23 protein-coding genes, 1 tRNA gene and 1 pseudogene are annotated in these 21,005 nt (G+C 72.1%); 14 read left to right on the plus strand and 11 right to left on the minus strand.

All coding sequences use genetic code 11. The features are described 5' to 3' along the window. Positions 1 to 143: 143 nt before the first annotated feature. Genes AC5L3X_RS04745 through AC5L3X_RS04755 form a run of 3 tightly spaced genes read left to right on the plus strand, consistent with a single transcriptional unit; the run spans position 144 to position 3,242 of the window. Entirely contained in the window at positions 144 to 350 is a 207-nt protein-coding gene (locus AC5L3X_RS04745) for a hypothetical protein (RefSeq protein ID WP_494855341.1), read from the plus strand. Between the two features lie 7 nt (positions 351 to 357). Then, entirely contained in the window at positions 358 to 1,395 is a 1,038-nt protein-coding gene (locus AC5L3X_RS04750; protein ID WP_494855342.1) for an SDR family oxidoreductase, read from the plus strand. Between the two features lie 20 nt (positions 1,396 to 1,415). Next, the gene (locus AC5L3X_RS04755) at positions 1,416 to 3,242 is read left to right on the plus strand and encodes a transketolase (RefSeq protein WP_494855343.1); all 1,827 of its coding nucleotides are present in this window, start codon (positions 1,416 to 1,418) and stop codon (positions 3,240 to 3,242) included. Positions 3,243 to 3,281: 39 nt separating this feature from the next. On the opposite strand, the gene AC5L3X_RS04760 is transcribed toward AC5L3X_RS04755, so the two are convergent. Further along, entirely contained in the window at positions 3,282 to 3,668 is a 387-nt protein-coding gene (locus AC5L3X_RS04760) for a ChaB family protein (RefSeq protein ID WP_494855344.1), read from the minus strand. Between the two features lie 13 nt (positions 3,669 to 3,681). Continuing rightward, the gene (locus AC5L3X_RS04765; RefSeq protein ID WP_189123425.1) at positions 3,682 to 3,963 is read right to left on the minus strand and encodes a hypothetical protein; all 282 of its coding nucleotides are present in this window, start codon (positions 3,961 to 3,963) and stop codon (positions 3,682 to 3,684) included. 34 nt (positions 3,964 to 3,997) lie between these two features. On the opposite strand from AC5L3X_RS04765, the gene AC5L3X_RS04770 reads away from it, so the two are divergent. From AC5L3X_RS04770 to AC5L3X_RS04785, 4 genes are all read left to right on the plus strand, one after another. Then, the gene (locus tag AC5L3X_RS04770) at positions 3,998 to 4,507 is read left to right on the plus strand and encodes a shikimate kinase (RefSeq protein WP_494855346.1); all 510 of its coding nucleotides are present in this window, start codon (positions 3,998 to 4,000) and stop codon (positions 4,505 to 4,507) included. A gap of 12 nt (positions 4,508 to 4,519) precedes the next feature. Continuing rightward, positions 4,520 to 5,074 carry a GNAT family N-acetyltransferase gene (locus AC5L3X_RS04775; protein WP_494855347.1) on the plus strand — a complete coding sequence of 185 codons (555 nt, stop codon included), beginning with the start codon at positions 4,520 to 4,522 and terminating at the stop codon, positions 5,072 to 5,074. Between the two features lie 123 nt (positions 5,075 to 5,197). Then, positions 5,198 to 6,475 carry a serine/threonine protein kinase gene (locus AC5L3X_RS04780; RefSeq protein ID WP_494855348.1) on the plus strand — a complete coding sequence of 426 codons (1,278 nt, stop codon included), beginning with the start codon at positions 5,198 to 5,200 and terminating at the stop codon, positions 6,473 to 6,475. A gap of 243 nt (positions 6,476 to 6,718) precedes the next feature. Further along, the gene (locus AC5L3X_RS04785) at positions 6,719 to 7,663 is read left to right on the plus strand and encodes a sugar kinase (protein WP_494855349.1); all 945 of its coding nucleotides are present in this window, start codon (positions 6,719 to 6,721) and stop codon (positions 7,661 to 7,663) included. Between the two features lie 78 nt (positions 7,664 to 7,741). On the opposite strand, the gene AC5L3X_RS04790 is transcribed toward AC5L3X_RS04785, so the two are convergent. The 4 genes from AC5L3X_RS04790 to AC5L3X_RS04805 form a co-directional block, all read right to left on the minus strand. After that, positions 7,742 to 8,215 (minus strand): DUF4232 domain-containing protein, encoded by a 474-nt coding sequence (locus AC5L3X_RS04790; protein WP_494855350.1) that lies wholly within the window; start codon positions 8,213 to 8,215, stop codon positions 7,742 to 7,744. Positions 8,216 to 8,431: 216 nt separating this feature from the next. Continuing rightward, a tRNA-Lys gene (locus tag AC5L3X_RS04795) sits at positions 8,432 to 8,505 on the minus strand. 46 nt (positions 8,506 to 8,551) lie between these two features. Next, positions 8,552 to 9,475 (minus strand): nucleoside hydrolase, encoded by a 924-nt coding sequence (locus tag AC5L3X_RS04800; protein WP_494855352.1) that lies wholly within the window; start codon positions 9,473 to 9,475, stop codon positions 8,552 to 8,554. A gap of 361 nt (positions 9,476 to 9,836) precedes the next feature. After that, complete coding sequence (locus AC5L3X_RS04805; protein ID WP_494855353.1) at positions 9,837 to 10,154, minus strand: OsmC family protein; 318 nt, start codon at positions 10,152 to 10,154, stop codon at positions 9,837 to 9,839. A 126-nt stretch (positions 10,155 to 10,280) separates the two neighbouring features. On the opposite strand from AC5L3X_RS04805, the gene AC5L3X_RS04810 reads away from it, so the two are divergent. Further along, on the plus strand, positions 10,281 to 10,985 hold the full coding sequence (locus tag AC5L3X_RS04810) for a ferredoxin reductase domain-containing protein (protein ID WP_494855354.1): 705 nt from the start codon (positions 10,281 to 10,283) through the stop codon (positions 10,983 to 10,985). A 49-nt stretch (positions 10,986 to 11,034) separates the two neighbouring features. Then, positions 11,035 to 11,808, plus strand: coding sequence for an FAD:protein FMN transferase (locus AC5L3X_RS04815; protein ID WP_494855355.1), 774 nt, complete (start codon positions 11,035 to 11,037; stop codon positions 11,806 to 11,808). Here AC5L3X_RS04815 and AC5L3X_RS04820 read toward each other — a convergent pair. Continuing rightward, complete coding sequence (locus AC5L3X_RS04820) at positions 11,805 to 12,080, minus strand: hypothetical protein (RefSeq protein ID WP_189123416.1); 276 nt, start codon at positions 12,078 to 12,080, stop codon at positions 11,805 to 11,807. The two genes, AC5L3X_RS04815 and AC5L3X_RS04820, sit on opposite strands and share 4 nt — an antisense overlap. 137 nt (positions 12,081 to 12,217) lie before the next feature. On the opposite strand from AC5L3X_RS04820, the gene AC5L3X_RS04825 reads away from it, so the two are divergent. Together AC5L3X_RS04825 and AC5L3X_RS04830 are read left to right on the plus strand one after the other, a co-directional pair. Beyond that, positions 12,218 to 12,598 carry a phage holin family protein gene (locus tag AC5L3X_RS04825; protein WP_189123415.1) on the plus strand — a complete coding sequence of 127 codons (381 nt, stop codon included), beginning with the start codon at positions 12,218 to 12,220 and terminating at the stop codon, positions 12,596 to 12,598. A 4-nt stretch (positions 12,599 to 12,602) separates the two neighbouring features. Beyond that, a complete protein-coding gene (locus tag AC5L3X_RS04830) occupies positions 12,603 to 13,943 on the plus strand; it encodes an aromatic amino acid lyase (RefSeq protein ID WP_494855356.1) in 1,341 nt (446 codons plus the stop codon). Positions 13,944 to 14,013: 70 nt separating this feature from the next. Here the strand turns inward: AC5L3X_RS04830 and AC5L3X_RS04835 are convergent, their stop codons facing one another. Continuing rightward, the gene (locus tag AC5L3X_RS04835) at positions 14,014 to 15,003 is read right to left on the minus strand and encodes a LacI family DNA-binding transcriptional regulator (protein ID WP_189123413.1); all 990 of its coding nucleotides are present in this window, start codon (positions 15,001 to 15,003) and stop codon (positions 14,014 to 14,016) included. A gap of 182 nt (positions 15,004 to 15,185) precedes the next feature. Between AC5L3X_RS04835 and AC5L3X_RS04840 the strand changes: the two genes are divergently transcribed. Both AC5L3X_RS04840 and AC5L3X_RS04845 read left to right on the plus strand, forming a co-directional pair. Further along, on the plus strand, positions 15,186 to 16,046 hold the full coding sequence (locus AC5L3X_RS04840; RefSeq protein ID WP_225262419.1) for an amidohydrolase family protein: 861 nt from the start codon (positions 15,186 to 15,188) through the stop codon (positions 16,044 to 16,046). Next, the gene (locus AC5L3X_RS04845; RefSeq protein WP_189123412.1) at positions 16,043 to 16,606 is read left to right on the plus strand and encodes a cysteine dioxygenase; all 564 of its coding nucleotides are present in this window, start codon (positions 16,043 to 16,045) and stop codon (positions 16,604 to 16,606) included. The genes AC5L3X_RS04840 and AC5L3X_RS04845 overlap by 4 nt, the downstream gene beginning before the upstream one ends. Here the strand turns inward: AC5L3X_RS04845 and AC5L3X_RS04850 are convergent. Beyond that, positions 16,584 to 17,243, minus strand: coding sequence for a hypothetical protein (locus AC5L3X_RS04850; protein ID WP_494855358.1), 660 nt, complete (start codon positions 17,241 to 17,243; stop codon positions 16,584 to 16,586). The two genes, AC5L3X_RS04845 and AC5L3X_RS04850, sit on opposite strands and share 23 nt — an antisense overlap. Before the next feature lie 191 nt (positions 17,244 to 17,434). Further along, a pseudogene (locus AC5L3X_RS04855) lies at positions 17,435 to 18,568 on the minus strand (RNA-guided endonuclease InsQ/TnpB family protein); the annotation flags it as partial. Positions 18,569 to 18,695: 127 nt separating this feature from the next. Here AC5L3X_RS04855 and AC5L3X_RS04860 point away from each other — a divergent pair. After that, positions 18,696 to 19,676 (plus strand): LacI family DNA-binding transcriptional regulator, encoded by a 981-nt coding sequence (locus AC5L3X_RS04860; protein WP_494855360.1) that lies wholly within the window; start codon positions 18,696 to 18,698, stop codon positions 19,674 to 19,676. A 69-nt stretch (positions 19,677 to 19,745) separates the two neighbouring features. Here the strand turns inward: AC5L3X_RS04860 and AC5L3X_RS04865 are convergent, their stop codons facing one another. Next, positions 19,746 to 20,960, minus strand: coding sequence for an MFS transporter (locus AC5L3X_RS04865; RefSeq protein WP_494855362.1), 1,215 nt, complete (start codon positions 20,958 to 20,960; stop codon positions 19,746 to 19,748). Between the last annotated feature and the right edge of the window lie 45 nt (positions 20,961 to 21,005).

Consider the following 21,005-nt stretch of genomic DNA (forward strand, 5'->3'; position numbering starts at 1 on the left):
AAGATGCCCAGCTCTCAGGCACATTGCCCCGGCTACCCAGGACGTTAGACGGCAAACGGTCCGGGCAGGTGTGCGCCATGTCTGAGAAAAGCGAATGGGAACGCCGTGACCAATGGGAAGGACGGTCGGAATCTGGCAAACCGATGGTTCCCGCGACGCCACGCGACGTCGTGCACATCAGGGTCGGGTCCTTCATCCTCGTCTTCGCCTTCGCCTTCGGCGTGCTGGGCATCATCTCCCAGGCCTACGTGCTCACCGTGCTCGCCGCCTTGGCCGCCGTGGTCACGATCGTCGACATCGTGCTCGCCGTACGACGCCAGAGGGACCGCAACGTCGGAGAGGCAGGCTGAGCACGTCATGAGACCGCAGCAAGAAGATCTTCGACGCGATGACGGGCTCCGCGACAAGGTGGTCGTGGTCACCGGGGCGAGCGGCGGTGTCGGGCGGGCCGTGGTGCGCCTGCTCGGCGAGAAGGGCGCCAAGGTCGCGCTGATCGCCCGGGGCACGACCGGGCTCGGCGCGGCGGCCGTGGACGTGGGCGTGGCGGGCGGGAGCGGCCAGGTCTACGAGGCGGACGTCGCGGACTACCAGCAGTTGCGCAAGGCGGCCGAACGGGTCGAGGCCGAGATGGGCCCCATCGACGTGTGGATCAACGTCGCCTTCTCCTCGGTCTTCGCCAAGTTCACCGACATCACGCCCGAGGAGTACGAGCGGACCACCGCCGTCACCTACCTCGGGTACGTCTGGGGCACCCGGGTGGCCCTCGACCTGATGCGCCCGCGCGGCAGGGGCACGATCGTGCAGACCGGGTCGGCCCTGTCGCAGCGCGGCATCCCGCTGCAGTCGGCCTACTGCGGGGCCAAACACGCGGTCAAGGGCTTCACCGAGTCGGTGCGCACGGAGCTGCTGGCCGAGCGGAGCGGGATCCACATCACCATGGTCCAGCTGCCCGCGGTCAACACCCCGCAGTTCGACTGGGTGCTGAACAAGCTGCGCCGGCACCCGCAGCCGGTGCCTCCCATCTACCAGCCGGAGGTGGCCGCCGACGGCATCGTCTACGCCGCCGAGCATCCGGAGCGCAAGGAGTACTGGGTCGGCATCACCACCGCCGCCACCCTGCTCGCCCAGCGCGTCGCCCCGGCGCTGGTGGACCGTTACCTGTCCCGCACCGGTGTGGACTCGCAGCAGACGACCGAGGAGACGCCCACCGACGTGGCCAACCTCTGGGAACCGGCCGACGAGGCGCGCGACTACGGCGCCCACGGCAGCTTCGACCACCGCTCCCACGGCCGAAGCCCGCAGCTCTGGCTCTCCCAGCACCGCCGCCCCGTCCTCCTCGCTCTCGGCGCCGGCGCGCTGGCGGGCGCTTTCGCCGCCCTGCGCCGCGCCCGCTGACGTCCCCGGAAGGAGACCTCATGCCTGAACGCGATCTTCGGTATCTGTCCGACCTGGCCGCCCAGCTGCGCGTGGACTCCGTACGCAGCTCCGCGGCGGCCAAGTCCGGGCACCCGACCTCGTCCATGTCGGCCGCCGACCTGATGGCCGTGCTGTTCACCTGCCACCTCCACTACGACTTCGCCCGGCCCGAGAACCCCGCCAACGACCACCTGATCTTCTCCAAGGGGCACGCCTCCCCCCTGCTCTACTCGCTGTACAAGGCGGCGGGCGCGATCACCGACGAGGAGCTGCTGTCCTTCAGGAAGCAGGGCAGCCCGCTGGAGGGGCATCCGACCCCGAGGCTGCCCTGGGTGGACGTGGCGACCGGATCACTGGGGCAGGGCCTTCCGGTCGGCGTGGGCATCGCGCTGGCCGGGCGGCTGGAGCGGCTGCCGTACCGGGTGTGGGTGCTGTGCGGTGACGGCGAGCTGGCCGAGGGGTCGATCTGGGAGGCCGCCGAGCACGCCGGCGACGCGGGCCTGGCCAACCTGACCCTGATCGTGGACGTCAACCGGCTGGGACAGCGGGGGCCGACCCGGCACGGCTGGGACACCGGCGCGTACGCCCGCAGGTTCGGCGCGTTCGGCTGGCACACGATCGAGATCGACGGGCACGACCCGGGCCAGATCGACTTCGCCCTGAGCGACGCCCGCAACACGCGCAGGCGGCCGACCGTGATCCTGGCCAAGACCCGCAAGGGCGAGGGCGTCCTGGAGGTCGAGAACCGCGAGGGCGCGCACGGCAAGGCGCTGAAGGACCCCGTCACGGCCATCGGCGAGCTGGGCGGCCCGCGTGACCTCACCGTCGACGTGCACCGGCCCGAGCCGGGAGCGGAGCCGTACCGGTTCGGGGCAGGCGCGCTCAGCCTGCCGGAGTACGCGGTCGGCGAGCGGGTCGCGACCCGGACCGCCTACGGCGAGGCGCTGGCCGCCGTAGGCGCGGCCCGCGGCGACGTGGTGGCGCTGGACGGCGAGGTGGCCGACTCCACCAAGACCGAGGAGTTCGCCACCGCGTTCCCCGAGCGGTTCTTCGAGATGTACATCGCCGAGCAGCAACTGGTCGCCGCGGCGATCGGACTGCAGGTGCGGGGCTGGATTCCGTACGCGGCGACGTTCGCGGCGTTCCTGACCCGGGCGCACGACTTCATCCGGATGGCCGCGGTGAGCCGGGCGTCGATCAGGCTGGTCGGCTCGCACGCCGGAGTGTCGATCGGCGAGGACGGCCCGTCCCAGATGGGGCTGGAGGACCTGGCCATGATGCGCGCGGTCCACGGCAGCACGGTGCTCTACCCGTGTGACGCCAACCAGGCGGCGGCTCTGACGGCCGCGATGGCCGGCCTCGACGGGGTGTCCTACCTGAGGACGACCCGCGGCGAGACGCCGGTGATCTACCCGCCGGGCGAGCACTTCTCCGTGGGCGGCTGCCGGGTGCTGCGGCAATCCCCCGCCGACCGGGCCACGGTGGTGACGGCAGGAGTGACCGTGCACGAGGCCCTGGCTGCCGCCGACGAGCTGGCCGCGCAGGGTGTCGCGATCGGCGTGATAGACCTCTACTCGGTCAAGCCCGTCGACGCCGCCGCCCTCGCGGAGGCCGCGACCACCACGGGCAACCTCATCACGGTGGAGGACCACCGGCCCGAAGGCGGGCTCGGGGACGCGGTGCTCGACGCCGTCAGCGAGCTCGGGCCGCGGGTGGTGAAGCTGGCCGTTCGGGACCTGCCCGGATCCGCGACTCCCGGGCAACAGCTGGCGAACGCCCGCATTGACCGCCACGCGATTGCCGAGGCGGTCAAGCGGTTGTTGTGAACGAGCGGTCGTGAGCGGAGTGACCGTGTACGGGCGGGGTCAGCCGCGGGCCTTGACCCCGGCCCGCCGGTTGGCCTTCTGGATCGCCTCGACCAGCTCCGGCTTGGTCATCTTCGATCGGCCGGGGATGTCGAGCCTGCTGGCCACCTGCCTTAGGTGCTCCTTGTTGGCGTTGGCGTCGACGCCCTCTGCCGTCCTGCCGGAACGGTCGAGGGCGCCCTGGTCGGACGGGCCCTTGCGCGCCTTCGGCTCCCAGTGGTCACCCACCTTCTCGAAGGTGTGTTTCAGGGCGGAGAAGGCCGTCATGTGGGCGCGGCGGCCCTCGCCGTACGTCTCGACGGCGGAGTCGTGCGCCTTCATCCAGGTGTCCTGCGCCTTCTTCGGCGAACGACGGATGGTCGACGGCAGTTCCTCGCGGGCTGGCATGACGCTGTACCTCCTACAGCGGCGGTTCGTCGTAGCGGCGGCGCTCCTCGTACACCGTGGTGCGCCGCGTCTCGGGCTCGTCGACGAGCTCGTGGCGGACGACAGGCTCGTCGATGGGGCCGACGGCTCTGCGGGTGACGCTGATCCGATACAGGCCGAACAGCAGTCCGGCCAGACCGCCGATCATCAGAATGACCCCGACGACGTTGATGTCGAGACCCGCGAGATCGAACTCCACGGCCCAGGTGAGGATCGCGCCAAGCATGATGAGGATGATGCTTCCGGCGATGGTCATGATTACCTCCTTGACAGAAGGAACCTCTTTCCTCATGGCAAAAAACAAACCAGTAGTGCTGGTCGGGTTGATGGGCTCAGGCAAGTCGACGGTGGGGCGCCTGATCAGCGACGCCCTCGGCCGGCCGCTGAGCGACAGCGATCCCTTCCTCCGGGCCTGGTACGGCGCCAGCGCGGCGCAGATCGCGGCCGGCCACGGCGTGGCGGGCCTGCACGAGCGCGAGGCCGAGCATGTGCTGGCGGAGCTGCGCGGCGAGCCGAAGGTGATCACCGCCGCGGCGAGCTCCGTCGAGGATCCTCGGGTCCGCGACGCCCTGCGCGGCACCCTGGTGGTGTGGCTGGACGCGCCCGACGCGGTGCTGGCCGAGCGGATGCGCACCGGCGACCACCGGCCCGCCTTCCCGCCGGAGTCCGTACGGGCCCGGCGCGAGCCGTACTTCCGCGAGGTGGCCGACCTGACCTTCGACGTCAGCGTGACGACGCCCGAGGAGATCGCGGCGGCGGTGTTGGCCGAAATGGGATTGCCCGCGGCTGATCACGGCTGATAGCCAGGAGGGATGTTCGCTGAGAAACCCACTCTCGCGGGCGAGCGCGTGACGCTCGTCCCGGTCGGCCCCGAGCACGCCGAGGGCCTGTACGAGCTGGTCACCGACCCCGAGGTGCGGCGGCTGACCGGCTCGCACGCGGAGTTCGACCGGGACACCGCACGCCAGTGGTATCTGACGAGGGGCGGCCGTCCCGAACGCCTCGACCTGGCGATCACGGCCGGAGACGCGTACGTGGGAGAGATCGTGCTCAACGAGCTCGACTCCGCCAACCTCGCCTGCAATCTGCGGATCGCGCTGCTGGGCTCGCGGGTCTTCGGCAAGGGCTACGGCACCGAGGCCATCACGCTGGTGCTCGGCCACGCCTTCGCGACGACGGCGCTGCACCGGATCAGCCTGGACGTGCACGCCTTCAACGACCGGGCCAGGCACGTCTACAAGAAGGTGGGGTTCGTCGAGGAGGGCGTGCGCCGCGACGCGCTGCTGTGGGACGGCGAGTGGCACGACTCGGTGACCATGTCGGTGCTGCGGACCGAATGGCTGCCAGGATCGGAACGCCTGGCATAATGATCATGACGCACGGGTCCTCCGAGGCGCGCGGGGGGCCTGTGACGTTCTTTCCTCCGCCCGATGGCGGGCGTCAACCAATCACCGGTTTCGCGCATCTAAGCGTCAGTGACGATGCGCTTGGTGCCTGGTGACCCGGAGAGCCTCGCCGGCTACTGGCTGGCGGGACGGCTCGGCGCGGGCGTCCGGGGCGTGGTCTACGACGCCTACGACGGGGAGGGCCGCCGTTTCGCGGTGAAGGTGCCCCGGGGCGAGGTCACCGAGCAGCTGGGCGAGGCCGTCTGGCGGGTGGCGCCGCACCATCTGGCCAGGGTGGTCGCGGTCGGGGTCGACCGGTCGGTCCCCTACATCGTCAGCGAGTTCGCCGAGGGCCCCGACCTGCGGCAGGCGGTCGCCGTCCACGGCCCCTACACGGGCACGGAGCTGGACGCGCTGGCCGGCGCGCTCGCCACGGCGCTGCGCACCCTGCACGCGGTGGGCATCGCCCACCGTGACCTGCGGCCCGAGAACGTGCTGCTCTCCCCCGGCGGGCCCACTCTGATCGACCTCGGCGTGGCGGCCCCCGGCTCGCTCGGCACCCGCACCTACCTGGCGCCCGAGGTCGTCACCGGGCGGCGGGCTGGGCCGGCGGCCGACGTGTTCGCCTGGGGCGCCGTGCTGCTCTTCGCCGCGACCGGCCGCGACCCGTTCCACGGCGACAGTCCGGGCGGCGTGATGCACCGGCTGCTCGCCGTGGACCCCGAGCTGGACGAGCTTCCCGGCCGTCTGCGCGAGCTGGTCGGCCGGGCCCTGTCCAAGGACGCCACCACCCGCCCCACCGCCACCGACCTGCCGCTGTGCGCCGAGCTGCCGGACGCCCTCGAACCACCGGCCACCAGCGGGTCGCCGGATGACTCCGAACCACCGACCACCACCGGGGCTCCGGGCGGCCCCAAGCCACCGGTCACCGCCGGGGCTCCGGGCGGTCCCGAGCCGCAGGGCTGCGCCGCTGCCCGGCTGGGGCCTCCCGGCGGGCTGGCGGGGCCGCGCTCGCTCGGCGTGGTCGCCGAGGAGGTCTACGCGTCGCTGACGCCGCGCCAGCGGGAGGAGACGCCGGTGCTGTTGCTCCGGCTGCTCGACGGCGAGGCCGTGGCGGGCGACGAGCACGGCGTGCTCGCCCGCCTCACCGACGCGGGCCTGCTCGTACGGGAGAGCGTCCGGGTCGAGCCCAGACAGACCGCTGCGGGCAAGCTCGTGGCCATCGCCGGCGACGGGGTAGTCCCGGCCTGCGCCGCCCTCGTCCACGCCTGGCCCCGGCTGCGCGCCTGGGCCGACGACCGGCGAACCGGCCCCACACCCGCCCGAGGCCGCACCCGGCCACCAGGCGTGGCCGCTGAGCGGCGGATCCCCGGAGCAGCCTGACCGGCCCCTCCGCCGCGTGACACCACCCGGGCCGGCATCGATCGTCAGGAGCCGCTCGCGGGCACGGGCACGCCTGATAGCGCGTGCTCGACGACGATATGGTGACAACGAGGGAATGATTGCCACATCCACTGCGCTGGCGCCGTGGTCACAGCCGCCTCGTCTGGGCCTCACCGCGCGGGTGAGGGCGCCGGGCGCGGATGACCAGGGATCGCGCGTCTCGAGAAAGCCGAGCACGACTCGATGACCGACCTGGTGACCTTCGGTGAGACCATGGCGCTGTTCACGGCCCGCCGCACGGGCCCGATGCGGTTCGCCCGCGACTTCGACCTCGGCATCGGCGGCGCCGAGTCCAACGTGGCGATCGGCGTCGCCCGCCTCGGCCACGGCACCGCCTGGACCGGCCGCGTCGGCGCCGACGAGTTCGGCGACCTGATCCGGGCCACGCTCATGGGCGAGGGCGTGCTGACCCACGCGATCGCCGATCCCGAGGCGCCGACCGGCCTGATGATCAAGGGGCGGCGCACCGCCGACCTGATCGACGTCAGCTACTACCGCGCGGGCAGCGCCGGCTCCCGCCTGTCCCCCGGCGACCTCGACCTCGACCTCATCAGATCCGCCCGGATGCTGCACGTCTCGGCGATCACTCCCGCCCTGTCGGCTTCGGCCCGCGAGACGGTACGGCAGGCGATCGCCGGGGCACGCGCCGCCGGCGTCCCCGTGTCGCTCGACATCAACTACCGGGGACGGCTGTGGTCGCCCGCCGAGGCCGGGGCGTGGCTGCGCGAGACGATCGGCGACGTGGACGTGCTGTTCGCCACCGAGGCCGAGGGCCGCCTGATCGCCGACGCCGACGGGGCCGCCGACCTGGCCAAGGCGCTGGCCGCGCTGGGGCCACGGCACGTCCTGGTCAAGTTCGGCGCCAGGGGCGCCATGGAGCTGTCCGACGGCGAGATCCGGCACGCGGAGCCGTACCAGGTGACCGAGGTCGACCCCGTGGGGGCCGGGGACGCCTTCGCGGCCGGCTGGCTGGCCGACTGGCTGGCCGGCGCGTCGCCCGGCCAGCGGCTGCGGACGGCCTGCGCCGCCGGGGCGTTCGCCGTCACCTCGCAGGGCGACTGGGAGAGCCTGCCCCGCCGGGCCGACCTGCGGCTCCTGCACGGCTCCGCCGACGGAGTGACCCGCTGACACCAGGCGACGAGCGTGATTAGGGAGCCCGTCCCCAGGGGGCGGGCGCCGGCGGGTAGCACGTCCCAGAAACAGTCCCTAGGCGACGGGAGTGACGTCGATGTGGCAGACCCGCTCCTCCGCGAAGGCGATCGTGGTGGCCGGCCCGCCGCCCGGTGGGGTGACCTGGAGGGCGGCCGGCGTCACGCAGTCGGTCTCGACGACCGTCCAGTGCAGGACCGCGCCGGCCGTGTCGCCCGGCTGGAGCGTGACGACGGGTGACGGCCCGTCGGCCGCGCTCACCGGCAGGGACAGAGCGGCGCCCTGCGCGGAGAGCAGGACGAGCTCCGGACGGCCGTACAGGGTGCAGGCGGTCTCCGACCGGTTGGTGAACTCCAGCGGCGCGTAGCGGTTGCCCGCGCCCGCGTCCACCCGGCCCAGGCTCGCCTGCAACCGGCTCGCCGAGCACTGCCCCACGGCCCCGGGCTCGGCCGGCTGGCACGCCAGGGCTGGGGCGGCGCCGCCTGCCAGCAGGAGCCCGCCCACGATCCCGGCGATCCGAAGACTTCTCATCACAGTGCTTATGCCCTGGTCGCGCGATTCTTTTCACCTTCGCGCCGATATTGCACTCCACTCCGCCCAGATGCCCACGGGATACCCGAACGAGATTTCGGGGGCCGGCGCGGACACGAGTGGGGCTGCGAGCTGGAATGGCCCCTGTTCGTGCCGGAGCCACAGGGGCGGACACCAAAAATCCCAGCTCAGCATGCTGAGCTGGGATCTGCGCGGTGCGCCGCCAGGGACTCGAACCCCGGACCCGCTGATTAAGAGTCAGCTGCTCTGACCAACTGAGCTAGCGGCGCTTGCGACTGAAGTAACTGTAGCAGCAGCCGCATACCGCCGCGCACATCAACCGAGCCGCTCCCCCAGCCGGGTGTACGCGCCCAGGACCAGATCCCAGAACCGGGGCACGTCCAGCGAGGTCGCGACCAGGGCGTTCGGCCGGCGGTCGCGAGGGGCGAAGTCGGTCACCGTCATCCCGGAGGTGTAGCGGCCGGCCGTCTCGACGTTCACGACCGCCGGAACGCGGGTGAACAGCGACGGGTCCAGCACGTACGCGACCGCGCAGGCGTCGTGGATGGCGGGGCCGCCCTCGGCGGTGACCATGCCGTAGGAGGTCGTGGCGGGAAGGAGCAGGGCGGACAGCCGGCCGAGGTCGCTCATCCGATCGAGGACGGCCGTGGTGACGAGGGCGGTGAGGGTGACGTCGAGGCCGAGCATGGTGACGGTCCAGCCGGCGTCGAAGACGATCGAGGCCGCCTCCGGATCGGCGACCATGTTGAACTCGGCGGCCGGGTTGTGGTTGCCCCGGGTGTAGGTGCCGCCCATGATGACGAAGTCGCGGGTCCATTCGACGACGCGCGGCTCGCGGCGTACGGCGAGGGCGATGTTGGTCAGGGGGCCGATCGCGAGCAGGGTGATCTCGCCGGGCGCGGCCCGCAGCGTCTCGATGATCAGGTCGACCGCGTGGACGGGCGACGCGGGGCGCGCCGGAGCCGGGAGCTCGGCGTCGCCGAGGCCGGAACGGCCGTGCACGTGGGCGGCGCGGACGTCCCGCCGGAGCAGGGCGCCGGCGCTGCCGGCGGCGACGGGCACGTCGCCGAGGTCGAGGAACTCCCTGAGCGCCAGCGCGTTCGCGGTGGTCCGCTCCAGGTCGACGTTGCCGGCGACCGTGGTGACGCCGACCAGGTCCAGCGACGGCGAACCGGCGACCAGCGCCAGAGCGAGCGCGTCGTCGATGCCCGGGTCGCAGTCGATCAGAACCTTCGTCACGGAACTCACGGAAGTCACGCAGACGTACTGTACGCATTTGGCGGACACGACATCGGGGCCTGGGTTCTCCCCCTGGAACCGCCTGGCCTCGATCTTCTGCCGAGAACGTCCTGTCGCCGTGCATGGATCGAGGCCGGGCGGTTTCCCCCAAAGCCGCCCGGCCTCGATCTTTCGGCGGTCCAGGCCGGCGCGCTTTCCCCCAAAAGTCGCCGGCGGTCCCGCTCTGCAGACGACGGTCCCCCTCCGCGTCCGCATCGGTGAAGGTCTGCTAGTCAGTCGCAGGACTCTTGACCTGCCTCGACACTACCGAGACGAATGCAACGGACGCGTCATAACGGGGTCGAATATCGACCTAATCCGGCTACGGAACCTCCAAACGGACCTCGGTTCCTTCCTGCAGCGACCGAGTCACCGTGCAGTACTTCTCGTGCACCCTGGTCGCCACCGCCCGGTAGACCTCCTCGGCCTCCTTGGCGGGCAACTCGACGTCGTAGGTGACGGTGACGGGCCCGAGCAGGTTGGATTCGGCCTTCTGCGCCTCCACGGTCATCGCCAGCCGGACCAGCCGGTGACCGCGCTGGGCCGTGAGCGGCTCGACTGTGACGATGTTGCAACCGCCCACCGCCGCCAGCAGCAGCTCGACCGGAGTGAACGCCCCCTCCTCGTCGCCGCTCCCCATCCGGACCTCGGCTCCACGAGAGTTCGTCGCCCGGAATCCGCCGTCATCTGTCCGCTCAACCCGTACGTTAGCCATGTTTCAGACCCTACTCAGGTGGCTCTCATGTTGACCACGCATGGTCGAAGCATGGCTGGTGACGTGCGTGCGAAGCAGTGGCCCCTCGTCTTCTGGGCCGGGGTCGCGGTGGCCGAGTTCGGCGCGCTGCGGCCGGAGGCCGGCTCCCCGCTACGACCCGCCACGCTCGCCGCCTCGGCGGCGCTCGTCGCGCTCGGCCTGCTCTCCGTCAGGGCGGCGGCCCTGTCCGAGGTGGCCAGGCAGCGCCTGCGCCTCGTCGGCTATCCCGTGGGCGCGCTGATGCTGGCCCACCAGTTCGGTCCGGCCACGTACGTGACCGGCCTCAGCCGCACGGGCTCGCTCATCCTGTACGCCCTGGCGGCCGTGATGGCGGTGTGGAGCCACGCCTGGCCCTCGACGCCGGGGAAGTCGCTGCTCATCGTGTCCGGGCTGGACCCCGCCGGTCTGCGCGAGCTGCTGGCGGGCCGTACCGACGACACCGTGGCCGTCTACCGCACCGACCGCGTCACCGACGAGCTGCGCGAACTCGAGTCCAGGTACGCTCTGGTACTGGTGACCGGCGACGAGCACGACCCCCGGGTCAAGGAACGCATCAGCGCCTCGGGGCTGCGGCGCCAGGTGCCGGACATCGCCGAGCGTGAGGTGATCGTGACGGGACCGCGCACCTTCACGAGGTACGTCCGGGGCGCCCTGGACCGCCTGGCGGTGCCCCCCACGCAGGTCCGCACCGGCGTAAAGTCCCGGCAAAGGGCTTAGCCCGGCGTTACGCGGCACGTGGAACGGTTGAGGCTGACAAGGAGGCAACGTGACGACTTTCCCTGGAAGCGCCCGTGTCGAGATGGTCAACGGCATCCGGGTCAGCGTGGACATCCGCACGGCTCTGCCACGTCGGGAGCTGACTCCTCTTCTCGACAATGCCTTCGCCTGGCTGCACTGGGTGGACGAAACGTTCAACCCCCTGAACGAGGACAGCCAGATCGGGCGGCTCAACCACGGCCGGACCATCGAGCAGATCCCCGAGCTCATCGAGGTGCTGCACCGCTGCGACGAGCTGAGGGAGGCGACCGGCGGCTGGTTCGACCCCCGCATCAACGGCGTCGTCGACCCGTCCGGCTACATCAAGGGCTGGGCCCTCGAACGGCTCTCGCGCGGGCTGGTCATGGCCGGCGCCGGCGACCACCGCGTCAACGCGGGAGGCGACATCAGACTGCGCGGCTCGGCCGCTCCCGGCAAGCCGTGGAGCGTCGAGATCCGCGATCCGCACACGGGCCTGGTGCGCAGGGTCGTCCACGGCCACGACCTCGGCATCGCCACCTCGGGCGCCGCCCGCATCGTCGACCCACACACGGGCCGGCGGCAGCGCGGACTCAGCTCGGTCACGGTGCTCGGGCCCGACCTCGGGGTGGCCGACGCCTACGCCACCGCGTTGTTCGCCATGGGCCCGGTGGCGGCCAGGCGCTTCGCGGCGGACCTGGCGGAGGGGCCGTACCAGACCATGATCGTCGAGCGGGACGGGCGAGAGGTGAGCACCCCCGGGTTCGCGGAGTACGGCGAGCCGCCGGCCCGGCTGGCCGGCTAAGCCTCGGGGTGTTTGGCCAGGTAGTCGAGGTAGACGGGGCGCAGCGCCTCGCCGAGGTCGCCCTCACCGGCCGCGATGGCGTCGCTGAGCAGCGCGGAGACCCGGCTCAGGCTGGCGGTGGTCTCCCTCTCGTGCCCGGTGGCGGCCTCGGCGGCGGGGATGACCTTCAGCAGGTTCCACAGGAAGTCCAGGTCCCCGTGACGCACGGCATAGCGGACCGCGCGATCGTGCAACTCGCTGGCCGACAACGACTCCAGACCCTCGGTGTTCATCTCACTCCTTTTCAGGACGCCCCTTCCCTCGTTCGCCGCCGATAACCAGCGGCCGCGCGCGGTGATCGGCGAGCGCATAGCGTGGGGTCCCGCCGCCCCTATCGGAGTGCCGAGCAGAAATGGGAGGATCCCCCAGCGTGAGATTCATCATCAGGACCCTGGCGGCCGCCGTCGCCCTCTGGGTCGCGATCCAGTTCCTCGACGGCATCGACATCACCGCCCCCGAATACTCGGCCGAATACTGGGGCACGCTGCTTGTCGTCGCCCTGATCTTCGGCCTGATCAACGCCATCGTGAAGCCGATCGTCAAGGCGCTCGGCTGCGCGATCATCGTGCTCACGCTCGGGCTCTTCCTCCTCGTCATCAACGCGGCCATGCTGTTGCTGACCAGCTGGATCTCGGAACAGCTCAGCATCCCCTTCCACGTCGACGACTTCTACCCCGCCGCCTTCTGGGGCGCGATCATCATCAGCGTCGTCAGCTGGGTGCTCGGCCTGCTCATCCCCGACGGCGACTGACCCCGTGGAGCTCGACGGCACCGCGCTGACCTGCGCGCAGGTGCACGCGGTGTCGTACGGCACGGCCCAGGTCACGATCGGCTCGCTCGATCGGGCCCGGGCCGCGTGGGACACCGCCCGGGAGCTGACCGGCCCGGTCTACGGCCGCGGCACCGGCGTCGGGGCCAACAAGGACGTCCAGGTCGACGGGGGCGGTCTCGACCTGCTGCGCAGTCACGCGGGCGGGGCCGGCCCCCTGGTGCCGCCCGAGCGGGCCAGGGGCATGCTCGTGGTCCGGCTCAACCAGCTGCTCGCCGGTGGCTCGGGCGTCGACCCGGGGTTGCTGCCGGTGCTGGCCGGGGCGGTCAACGCCGGATTCACCCCGCCGGTCCGCACCTACGGGGCGATCGGCACCGGTGACCTGACCGCGCTGGCCACCACCGCCCTGTGCCTGCTGGGCGAGCTCGGCTGGCGGACCGGGCGGGAGGGTGTGCCGGCCCCCCGCTACGCGCTGGCCTCCGGTGACGCGCTGCCGTTCATCAGCTCGGGGGCCGCCACGCTGGCCGACGCCGCGCTCGCCTGCCACCGGCTGCGCGGGCTGCTCGACGCCGCCGTCGACGTGGCCGCCCTCTCGTTCGAGGCCACCGGCGCCTCGGCCGAGCCGTTGGCGGCGCCCGTACAGGAGGCGCGTCCGCATCCCGGCCAGGCGCTCACGGCCGCGCGCCTGCGCGGGCTCCTCGGCGGCCGGCCCGCCACCCGGATCCAGGACCCGTACGGGTTCCGCGCGTTCCCCCAGGTGCACGGGGCGGCGCTCGACGCGCTGGCCGGAGCCGAGCGGGTGATCGAGACCGACCTCAACTCCGCCACCGAGAACCCTCTCGTCGCCGGCTCGCTGGCCTGGCACAACGGCAACTTCCACTCGGCGCCGGTCGCGCTCGCGCTCGACGCGCTGCGCGCCGCCCTGGTGCCGGCGGCCCAGCTGAGCACGGCCCGCCTGGCCACACTGATGGAGCCCGCCTACACCGACCGGCCGCCCTTCCTCGCCGCCCGGCCAGGCGGCTCGGGCGTCATGATCCTCGAGTACGTCGCCCAGGACGCCCTGGCCGAGCTCCGGCACCTGGCGACCCCCGTCACCACCGGCACCGCGGTGATCTCGCGGGGCACCGAGGACCACGCCGGGTTCGCCACGCAGGCGGCCCGGCACGCGCTGCGCTGCGTGGAGCCCCTGGAGATCGTGCTGGCCTGCGAGCGGGTGGCGGCCACCCGGGCCCTCGGCGACCCCGTGCCCGACCGGCCTCTCACCGCGGACCTCGAGGCGGCCCGGCAGGCGCTCACCGCTCCGGAGGACCGGCACCGCGCCGGCTGAACCGCCTGGTGGGCCGGCCCGGTCGGCCACACACGAGACCAGCCCCGCCCGCGAAACGGACCGCGCGCCGTCACGGCAGGGACAGGACCGAGCCGCGTTCGCGCAGGGTGGGCTGCTGGACGACGCGACGCCGGCGGGTGGCGCCGTCGGCCGCCGCGCACATGAGGCGGACGGCGGCCCGCACGATGCCGTCGATGTCCCAGTCGACCGTGGTGAGCCCCGGGGTGAGCAGGCCGGACATGGGGTGGTCGTCGTAGCCCATGACCGAGATGTCGCCGGGGATCGACAGCCCCCGCTCGGCCGCCGCCGCGTAGACGCCGTAGGCGATCGAGTCGGCGAAGCAGAAGACCGCGCTCGCCCGGCCGTCGGCCAGGATGCGATGGGCGGCCTCGGTCGCCGCGCCGAGGCCGTGGGGGGCGGTGGCCACCTCGATGTCGAGACCGAGACGGTCGGCCTCGGCGGTCACGTGGACGTCGGCGGGCCGGTCGGGAGTGCTCGGCCGGGTCGGGGTGAGGACGGCGATGTGGCGGTGGTGCTTGCCCTTGAGGTGCTCCAGCGCGAGCGTCACGCCGCGGCGGTTGTCGAAGACGACCTCGCCCGCCGTGCCGGACAGTGAGTCGCCGATCGCGACGACCGGCAGCGACTCGCACAGCTCGGGCCAGAACGGTGCGGCGGGATCGACGGGCTGCACGATCATGCCGTCGACGCGCTGGTCGCGCAGCTGCTGGGCGAGCGCGCGCTCGCGGGCCGGGTCGCCGACGGCGTCGAGGATCAGGGCGTAGCGGTCCTTCTCGCGCAGGCCCCTGCTGATGCCCACGGCCAGCGACTGCTGCCAGAGGTCTTCGAGCGAGCCGCAGAGCAGGCCGATCATGCCGGTGCGGCCGCTGGCCAGCGCCCTGGCGATGGGGTCGGCCTCGTAGCCCAGCTCGGCCGCGGCGGCGCGGACCCGCTCCTTCGTCTCCTCGGACACCTGCAGGCCCCGCAGGGCGTAGGAGACGGCAGCGGGTGACAGACCGGTCGCCTGGGCCACCTCTCGGATCGTCGCTCTCTTGCGAGGCATCCCGCCAGCTTATTGCGTGGCGCCGACATTTTCGCGTGCCCGGGAAGGAGCGGGCGAACCGTTGACACGACAGAAGTGAAGCGGTTCACTGAACCGTATCACTGAATCGCTTCACCACTCGGCTTCACCAGGTGGTACGGTTTACCGGTAATCTTAGTAGGAAATGAGGGGAGGGGTCGATCGTGGGCATCGACGTGCACCAGCACCTGTGGACCGGTTCGTTCGTCGAGGCACTACGGGCCCGCACCTCCCCGCCCTACCTCGACGGCTGGACGTTGATCCTGGACGGCGAGCCCCCCTACGAGGTCGACCCGGCCGACCACGCGAGCCGCGACACCACCGGCCTGGAGCTCGCCCTGGTCTCCCTGTCCAGCCCGCTGGGCGTCGAGTCGCTGCCGCCGGAGGAGTCCTGGCCGCTGATCGACGCCTACCACGAGGGCGCGCTCGGCCTCGGACGGCCGTTCGGCGCGTGGGCCGCCACCTGTCACAGCGAGCCCGACCCCGGCCGCCTGGCCGAGGACCTCGATCGAGGCTTCGCCGGCCTGCAGATCCCGGCCACGGCCGAGCCCGACGACCGGCTGCTCGACGTGCTCACCAGCAGAGATCTGCCGCTCTTCGTGCACCCGGGCCCGGCGCGCGCCGTGCCCGGCACGCCCGCCTGGTGGCCCGCGCTGGTGCCGTACGTGCAGCAGATGCACGCCTCCTGGCACTACTTCCACGCCGTCGTCAGGCCCCGGCACCCGAGGTTGCGCGTCTGCTTCGCGCTGCTCGCCGGTCTGGCCCCGCTGCACTCCGAGCGGCTGATCGCCCGGGGCGGCGGCGGCCGGGGCCAGGTCGACACCGGCTTCTTCGTGGAGACCTCGTCGTACGGCCCGCGCGCGATCGACGCGATCGTCCGTGAGCTCGGCGTCGACGTCGTGGTCAACGGCTCCGACGCCCCCTACGCCACCGCACCCGACCCGGGCCTGGGCGAGGCCGCCGCGCACGCCATCCGGGTCACCAACCCCCGTCGTCTACTCGGCAGAGAGGAGTTTCGCAAGTGAGCGAGCACACCATCCACCAGATCCAGGACGAAGGCGCCTGCGCCCGGCTCCCGGAGCGCACGCTCGACCGGCGTGAGCTGCGTGACCTGGTGGACGACCTGGCCGTACGCCCCGAGGAGTGGCGGGACCAGGTCGACTTCCCCGCGGACGGGGGCCGGCACTACGCCTCGCTCTACCGCGACGCGTACGTCGACGTGTGGCTGCTGTGCTGGCGGCCCGAGGACGACACCGGCTGGCACGACCACGACATCTCCTCGGGCGCGGTGCACGTGGTCCAGGGGGCGCTGCTCGAGTGCAACCCGCGCATCGGCGGCGAGCACCTGGAGACGGTGATGGCGGAGGGGCAGTCGTTCTCGTTCGGCCCGGACCACATCCACCGGCTGACCGGGGCAACGGACCACAGCGTGTCGATCCACGCCTACTCGCCGCCGCTCTGGCGGCTCGGGCAGTACTCGATCGACGACACCGGCGTGATGCGCCGCGTCTCGGTGAGCTACGCCGACGAGCTGCGGCCCATGGACGACGGCGAGCTCCGTCCTATGGACGACGCGGTGGCCTGAGCACGCAGCAGCTTCCGCAGGGGTCGGCGTCGGGCAGGGTGATCCACAGACAGCAGGTCCTGCGGAAGTAGCCGTCGCCGCCCGGCTCGATCAGCCCGTCGACCGGCGGGCCGATCTCGCGCAGCAGCGCCATGTAGTCGGCGGGCGCGAACAGGGTCAGCGGGTGGGCGAACGCCTCGGCGGTCGAGCCCCACAGGGTGCGCTCGCCCACCTTGGCCATCGCGCTGATGGCCCGCACCAGCGGCTCCTGCGACTCGGCGAGCGCGCCGCCGATCGCGCCGGCGCCGGAGGCCCAGCTCACCCGGGAGGCCGCGATCGTCACCCCGGCGTCGGAGACCTTGAAGTAGGTGTCGGCCGGCCGCATGATCGGGATCCGGCCGTCGAGCGCCCAGCCGAGCGCCATCGGCATCGTGTGCCAGTAGGTGTAGGTCTTCCAGAACAGCGCCGCGCCGACGTGCCGCGGCGCGTTCCAGCGGGCGGCCGTCTCGTCGACCAGCCCGCCGAGCAGGTGGTGAGGCGGGCGGACCAGCTCCGAGGCCGGTGTCCAGCTGTCGTCGGGCGAGACCACGAGACCGGGCTCGACCCCGATCACCCCGCCCCGCTCGGCGGCCAGGCGCTCGAGCACCTCGGTCAGCATGCCGCGTCCCCCTCCTACGACCATAGGTAAGCCTAACCTAAAGCATCGGCCCGGCCGAGTTTGACAACGTTGTCTGTACGTCCGACATGGGACTTGACATCCTCCCCCTCGTGAACGAGGAGGATTCCCACGGTCGCCCGTGAGAGTTCCTGTTTCGTCGCCGGTCGCCCGCCAGGAAGAGACTTCCTTTAAGGTCTTACGCCAGCTCCGCAGGCGTTTCAGCTCTCCGCCAGCCCGGCGGCGAGAATGTTGCTGGCCGCGTTCACGTCCCGGTCGTGGGAGGCGCCGCAGGCGCATACCCAGGTCCGGACGTGGAGCGGCATCATGGCGGTGACGGCACCGCACGCCGAGCACCGCCTGGAGGACGGGAACCAGCGGTCCACCACGACGAGTCGCCGGCCGTACCAGCGGCTCTTGTACTCCAGCATGCCGCGCAGCTCCCGCCAGGACGCATCCGAGATGGCGCGCGCCAGCCTGTGATTCTTGACCATGTTGCGGACGGTCAGGTCTTCCACGGCGATCACTTGGTTCTCGCGAACAAGCCGTGTAGTGACCTTGTGCAGGAAGTCGCGTCTGCGGTCGGCGATCCGCGCGTACACGCGAGCCACTCGCAGCCGGGCCTTGACCCGGCTGGCCGATCCCTTCTCCTTTCGGGCCAGCGCCCGCTGAGCACGGGCCAGCCTGCGCCGGTCGGCCCGCTCATGGCGCGGGTTGACGATCTTCTCCCCGGTCGACAACGTGACCAGAGCGGTGATCCCCGCATCCACCCCCACCACCTGCTCGACCCGGGGCAGGGGGGTGATCTGCTCCTCCACCAGGATGGACACGAACCAGCGCCCGGCCGCGTCCCTGCTCACGGTCACCGTGGACGGCCGCGCGCCCTCAGGCAGGGGCCGCGACCACACGATGTCCAAGGGCTCGTCCATCTTCGCCAACGTCAACCGGCCGTCGCGCCAGCGGAACGCCGAACGGGTGTACTCCGCGCTCAGGCGCGACTTCTTACGGGACTTGAACACCGGGTATCCGGCCCGTTTGGCGAAGAAGCCGGCGAACGCCGCCTGAAGGTGGCGCAACGCCTGCTGCAACGGGACACACGACACCTCGGCGAGAAAGCCCAGCTCCTCGGTGCGCTTCCACGCCGTCAGCGCCGCCGAAGACTGCGCGTAGGAAACCCCGCGGCCCTCCAGGCGGTAGGCCCGGGTCCGCTCCTCCAAGGCCTTGTTGTAGACCAGGCGCACACAGCCGAACGTCCGGGCAAGCTCGGCAGCCTGCTCGGCAGTCGGATAGAAGCGGTACTTGTAGGCCCGCTTCACGATCTGCGCCACACGGCACACCGTACTGCAAGATCAGCCAACTATCGGACACGTGTTCGATTTGATGACATTGTTCTGGCTTTCCTTCCCGCCCTCAAGGACGGGGTCTCCAGCCTCAAGGAGATGCAATGATCCGAGCGTGAGACCGACGATGAAGGACGTCGCCTCGGCCGCGGGGGTGGCGCTCAAGACCGTCTCCCGGGTCGTGAACGGCGAGCCGGGGGTCAACCCGGCCACGGCGGAGCGCGTGCGCGACGCCATCGACCGGCTGGGCTACAGCCGCAACGAGAGCGCCCGGGTGCTGCGCAGGGGACGCACGTCGACCGTCGGCCTGGTGATCGAGGACGTGGCCGATCCCTTCTACTCCGCGCTGAGCCGCGCCGTGGAGGACGTCGCCATCCGGCACGGCTGCCTGCTGCTGACCGGCTCGTCCGGCGAGGAGCCGGCCAGGGAACGCGAGCTGGTCCGTACGTTCTGCGCGCGCAGGGTCGACGGGCTGATCGTGGTGCCGGCCGGTGGCGACCACTCCTACCTGCGGCCCGAGCTCGACGCCGGCACCCCCGCCGTCTTCGTGGACCGGCCACCCGGCCCCGGTCTCGACGTCGACACCGTGCTCAGCGACAACGCGGGCGGCGCGCGGCTGGCCACCCGGCATCTGATCGCCCACGGCCACCGCAGGATCGCGTTCCTCGGCGACCATCCGTCGATCTTCACCGCCGCCCGGCGGCTGCACGGCTACCGGGCCGCCCTGGGCCTGCTGTTCGACGAGCGGCTGGTGTCGATGCGCCCGCCCTCGCTGGACACCGCGCGGGCCGACCTGGACCGCATGCTGGCGCTCGACCGGCCGCCCACCGCGCTGTTCACGGGCAACGGCCGGCTCACCGTCACCGCGCTGCGCGCCCTCGGTGGACGGCCCCTGGCGCTGGTCGGGTTCGACGACTTCGAGCTGGCCGACCTGCTCAGCCCCGGCGTGACCGTGGTGGCCCAGGATCCCGGCGGGATGGGCCGGCGGGCGGCCGAGCTGTTGTTCCGGCGGCTGTCCGGCGATGACGGCCCCTCCGAGCACCACGAGTTGCCGGTCCGTCTCGTCCCCCGCGGCTCGGGCGAGCGACCGCCCTGAACTGCCCTGCCTCACAGGCGACCCGGACGAGCGCCCCCGCCTCACAGGCGACCCGGACGAGCGCCCCCCTCATATGCGGTCCGGGAGAGCGGCCCGCCTGGACTCCGGCTCGGGGCGGAGCGCGCCGGCGAGCGCGAGCGCGACGAGGACGCCCGCGCCGCCGGCCGCGACGATGGCCGGCCCAGGGCCGATCAGTTCGCCGAGCACCCCGACCAGCGCCGCGCCCACGGCCTGCCCCGTCATCAGCCCGGCCGACTGCAGCCCGAACGCCTGCCCGCGCACGTCCTCCGGCACCGCCTCTAGGAACCTCCGCTGCAGTCCCAGCTGGTATGCCAGCCCGACCGTGGCAAGCGCGGCCAGCGCACAGGCCCAGACCAGCCCCGGCGAGGCGAGGAAGGCCAGCCACGGCAGCCCGATCAGCACGGCCAGCGGCAGCGACAACCGCTCCCTCCTGGCGGGCGCCACGAACCTGCCGACCACGAACTGCCCCACCGCCATGCCGACGGCAGCCATCGCGAGCACCGCGCCGGCCCGCCCCTGCCCGCCGAGGTAGGGCACGATCATCGCCTCCGCCCCGGCCAGGCACACGGTCGGCAGCCAGCAGGCCAGCAGCAGCGCGCGGACGCGCCGGTCGGCCAGCAGCAGCCGGTTGACCCGCAGCGTGGTGCGGACCGCGCCGTGCTCGCCCGTACCCCTGGCGGGCCGGTACGGCAGGCCGCACCTGAGCACCACGGCGGCCACGGCGGACAGGGTGGCGGTCACGGCGAGCGCGCCGTGCGGCCCGATCAGGGTGAGGATGGCGCCACCGGCGGCCAGCCCCGCGACCTGGGCGCCGGCCGAGGTGACGCCCAGCAGCGAACGGCCCAGCACGAAGGCGTCGCCGGGCAGCACCTCGGGCAGCAGCGCGCTGTGCGCGGCCCCGAACACCGGCGAGAAGAGCCCGGTCACCAGCACCAGCGCGAGCATCGCGGGCACCGGCAGCCCCGCGTAGGCGAGCAGCAGGCAGACGACCACCCGGACCAGCTCACCGGCGATCATCAGCGCGCGCGGCGGCAGCCGGTCGGCCAGAGACAGCAGGAAGATCCCGCCGAAGATGTAGGGCAGCCAGCCCGCCATGTACGCGGCGGCCGACAGCCCCGGCGAGCCGGTCTGGGCGTACACCAGCACCGACAGGGCCAGCATCTTGATCGAGTCGCCGGACACCAGCAGCGCGAAGCCGCCGAACAGCACCCGGAACTCGCGGACCGCGAACACCTCACGGAAGGTGGCTCCGCGTTCGGTCACGTCTCACGCTCCTCAGGTCGGCGGCCCCGGGAGGTGAGGGGCCGC

Source organism: Nonomuraea sp. CX421, assembly GCF_059358955.1.

Bases quoted from the DNA above. Each gene is read 5' to 3' on its own strand.
- AC5L3X_RS04745 (WP_494855341.1), top strand. From the start codon at position 144: ATGGTTCCCGCGACGCCACGCGACGTCGTGCACATCAGGGTCGGGTCC.
- AC5L3X_RS04750 (WP_494855342.1), top strand. From the start codon at position 358: ATGAGACCGCAGCAAGAAGATCTTCGACGCGATGACGGGCTCCGCGAC.
- AC5L3X_RS04755 (WP_494855343.1), top strand. From the start codon at position 1,416: ATGCCTGAACGCGATCTTCGGTATCTGTCCGACCTGGCCGCCCAGCTG.
- AC5L3X_RS04760 (WP_494855344.1), bottom strand. From the start codon at position 3,668: ATGCCAGCCCGCGAGGAACTGCCGTCGACCATCCGTCGTTCGCCGAAG.
- AC5L3X_RS04765 (WP_189123425.1), bottom strand. From the start codon at position 3,963: ATGACCATCGCCGGAAGCATCATCCTCATCATGCTTGGCGCGATCCTC.
- AC5L3X_RS04770 (WP_494855346.1), top strand. From the start codon at position 3,998: ATGGCAAAAAACAAACCAGTAGTGCTGGTCGGGTTGATGGGCTCAGGC.
- AC5L3X_RS04775 (WP_494855347.1), top strand. From the start codon at position 4,520: ATGTTCGCTGAGAAACCCACTCTCGCGGGCGAGCGCGTGACGCTCGTC.
- AC5L3X_RS04785 (WP_494855349.1), top strand. From the start codon at position 6,719: ATGACCGACCTGGTGACCTTCGGTGAGACCATGGCGCTGTTCACGGCC.
- AC5L3X_RS04790 (WP_494855350.1), bottom strand. From the start codon at position 8,215: ATGAGAAGTCTTCGGATCGCCGGGATCGTGGGCGGGCTCCTGCTGGCA.
- AC5L3X_RS04805 (WP_494855353.1), bottom strand. From the start codon at position 10,154: ATGGGGAGCGGCGACGAGGAGGGGGCGTTCACTCCGGTCGAGCTGCTG.
- AC5L3X_RS04810 (WP_494855354.1), top strand. From the start codon at position 10,281: ATGGCTGGTGACGTGCGTGCGAAGCAGTGGCCCCTCGTCTTCTGGGCC.
- AC5L3X_RS04820 (WP_189123416.1), bottom strand. From the start codon at position 12,080: ATGAACACCGAGGGTCTGGAGTCGTTGTCGGCCAGCGAGTTGCACGAT.
- AC5L3X_RS04835 (WP_189123413.1), bottom strand. From the start codon at position 15,003: ATGCCTCGCAAGAGAGCGACGATCCGAGAGGTGGCCCAGGCGACCGGT.
- AC5L3X_RS04850 (WP_494855358.1), bottom strand. From the start codon at position 17,243: ATGCTGACCGAGGTGCTCGAGCGCCTGGCCGCCGAGCGGGGCGGGGTG.